Annotated in this window: 2 protein-coding genes; both read right to left on the minus strand. The window is 48.6% G+C overall.

Features of this window, described 5'->3' with window-relative positions; all coding sequences use genetic code 11:
* Positions 1 to 79: 79 nt before the first annotated feature.
* The gene (istB, locus tag MHN02_RS21270; protein ID WP_053103831.1) at positions 80 to 826 is read right to left on the minus strand and encodes an IS21-like element helper ATPase IstB; all 747 of its coding nucleotides are present in this window, start codon (positions 824 to 826) and stop codon (positions 80 to 82) included.
* Between the two features lie 8 nt (positions 827 to 834).
* Complete coding sequence (istA, locus tag MHN02_RS21275; protein ID WP_239247945.1) at positions 835 to 2,373, minus strand: IS21 family transposase; 1,539 nt, start codon at positions 2,371 to 2,373, stop codon at positions 835 to 837.
* Positions 2,374 to 2,578 lie beyond the last annotated feature (205 nt).

Below are 2,578 nucleotides of genomic sequence, written 5' to 3' on the forward strand. Positions count from 1 at the left end.
TGCGTATTTCGGTGAATCCGATCGGTCGTTTCGGTTTTATCCGATCGCTTTTTCTTCTTCTTTTTCGTCCCTGCCAGTTTTACCGTAAGTGATCGGATTGGTCTAGTTTTCTCATCGATTCACCAGCCAGTTCAATTCGATGACTGTTGTGCAATAAACGGTCGAGTAATGCATCGGCTACAGTGGGGTTACTGATGAGTTTGTACCATTCGGTAACGGGTAACTGGCTGGCGATAATGGTACTGGAGTTTTGGTATCGCTCTTCCATCACATCAAGTAAGTCATTAGCCTGACGTGCGCTGAGTTTTTCCATTCCCCAGTCGTCCAGGATGAGCAGCTTTTTCTTCGCTAGTTGTGCAAGCTGTTGTCGGTAACTGCCATCGGCGTGGCCGATATTCAGTTCATCAAGAAGCTGCCCAAGTCGGTAATATCGCACCGTATGATGTTGTTCACAGGCTTGTCTGGCGAGTGCACACGCAAGATAGGTTTTACCGCACCCCGTTGCACCGGTGATGATAATGTTATGGGCGTGATGCAAGTAGTGGCCGCACAGCAGTGTGGCGACTTTATCTTTGCGTAGACCGCGCTCTGCACGGTATTCCAATCGGCTGGCATGAGCCTCTAAGCGCAAGGTTGCCTGGCGCAGTAAACGCTTTACTTTGCTGTCTTGCCGACAATGGATTTCATGCTGTGCCAGCAATCCTAAGCGCTCTTCGAAGCTCATCTCGTCGTAAGTTGTCGCTTGGCTTTGTTGTTGCTGTAACGCTTGAGCGAAGTGCCCAAGCCGTAAGCTACGTAGTTGCTCTTGTAATTGAGATTGTGTCATGGGTTTTCCTATTGATAGTAATGTTGGCCGCGGATATTGTTGTGGGTAACAGGCTGCTCATCCTGCTCAACAGCGGTGCTCGGTATGCTTTCTTGATGATGTTTGAGTAAGTTCATTACAACGCTTCTGTGCGGACGTTCTAGCAGCAACGCCTTTTGGCAAGCCGCTTCGAGTCGCGCAGCACCATGCTGTTTAGTAAGATTTAAAATGGCCAGGCAGCTCTTAATCGCTTGCTCTGGGTGTTTACGACTATGGATGTGCCACTGCACTACACCGCGCGTACCCACACCGATATTCTCAGCCCAATGCAGTAAGCGCTCTGCACTGAAGCGCTGTTTTACATGGCTGTTAGGCATATGCTCTTTCTGGGTTGAGAAGCTGCCGTCTTTTGATGATTTAGCGTGCTGTGTCACCAGTTGGTTGTGATGATAGATGCTAACCACACTGCCACTTGCCTCTATGGTCACCGTGTTGCCCACTAAGGTGTGCGGTACAGAGTAAGCATGCTTTTGGTACAGCACATGGTAATCCGGCCCTACCTTCGCCCGTTTACTGTCGATGTACTCATACGTGGTGCCAGGTAATGGCATTAAGGCAGGCTTATCGAGCAGTTCAAACTGTTCACTACGAGAGCCTGGATGTAAGCGTTGTGGCCGATTATTTAACTCTGCCATTAACACTTTAATCCGTGCATTTAGACTGGCTAAGGTGTAGAAGCACTCACGTCGTAATCGCATTAATATCCAACGCTCAACAATCAGCACCGCATTTTCTGCTTTGGCTTTATCCTTCGGTTTATATGGGCGTGCAGGCACAATGGCACAGCCATAATGCCGCGCCATTTTGGCGTAGTTTTCGTTCAGCGTGGGAGCATAACGATGGGCTTTGGTAACGGCCGATTTCAGGTTATCCGGCACAAGCAAACGGGGGACACCGCCAAGATGGCGGAACGTTCTTACGTGCGCCATTATCCAGTCTTCCTCACGCTGAGAACGACCTGCTTCAACGTAGGTGTAATTAGTCGCGCCTAAGGTCGCAACAAAGATTTGTGCGTGATAACGAACTTCGCCCGTATCAGGATTGATGATAGGTACCGTTGGTCCGCAGTAGTCAATAAACAACTTATCGCCCGCGATGTGGTGCTGACGCATACTGCGTTTCTGCTTTTTAAGCCACCGCTGATAGTGCTCGCAGAACTGCGTGTAACCGTAGGCTGACGTACTATCCTCGGTGCAATACTCTTCCCACAGCAACAGCTTGGTCATGCCTTTGCGCTTCAACTCTTGCTGCATAAGCATAAAGTCAGGCAGCCGTTTCTGGCGCTGAACGGGACCAGTGCTATACAAATGTGCTTCGAGCGTTTTATCGCTTATTGCTTCTGGCAACGGCCACGATAAATCACTGGATTTAAAGCGCGAGAGTATTTCACTCACGGTTGAAGGGCCAAGACTTAAGCATTGGCCGATGTCTCGATGGCTTAATCCTACTTCGAATTTGAGACGCAGGACGTCTTTAATCTTTCTCATATCGGTTCTCTTTCTCGCCATGGCTGCTCGTTCCTTCAATAAAGTTATGAAGATGAGCTTACCAATTGATTTAGTGAGAAAAAGAAGAAGATTTCGGGATTCCGATCAGTGATTTCGGAAAAACGTCATTTTTGATCGGATAAAACCGAAATAGGCGATCGGATTAGACCGAAATCAGTGATCGGATTGAACCGAAATGGGTGATCGGAATGGGCCGGAACATGCA

It is taken from the genome of Alteromonas sp. CNT1-28 (assembly GCF_022348345.1).
Lineage (GTDB): Bacteria > Pseudomonadota > Gammaproteobacteria > Enterobacterales > Alteromonadaceae > Alteromonas > Alteromonas macleodii.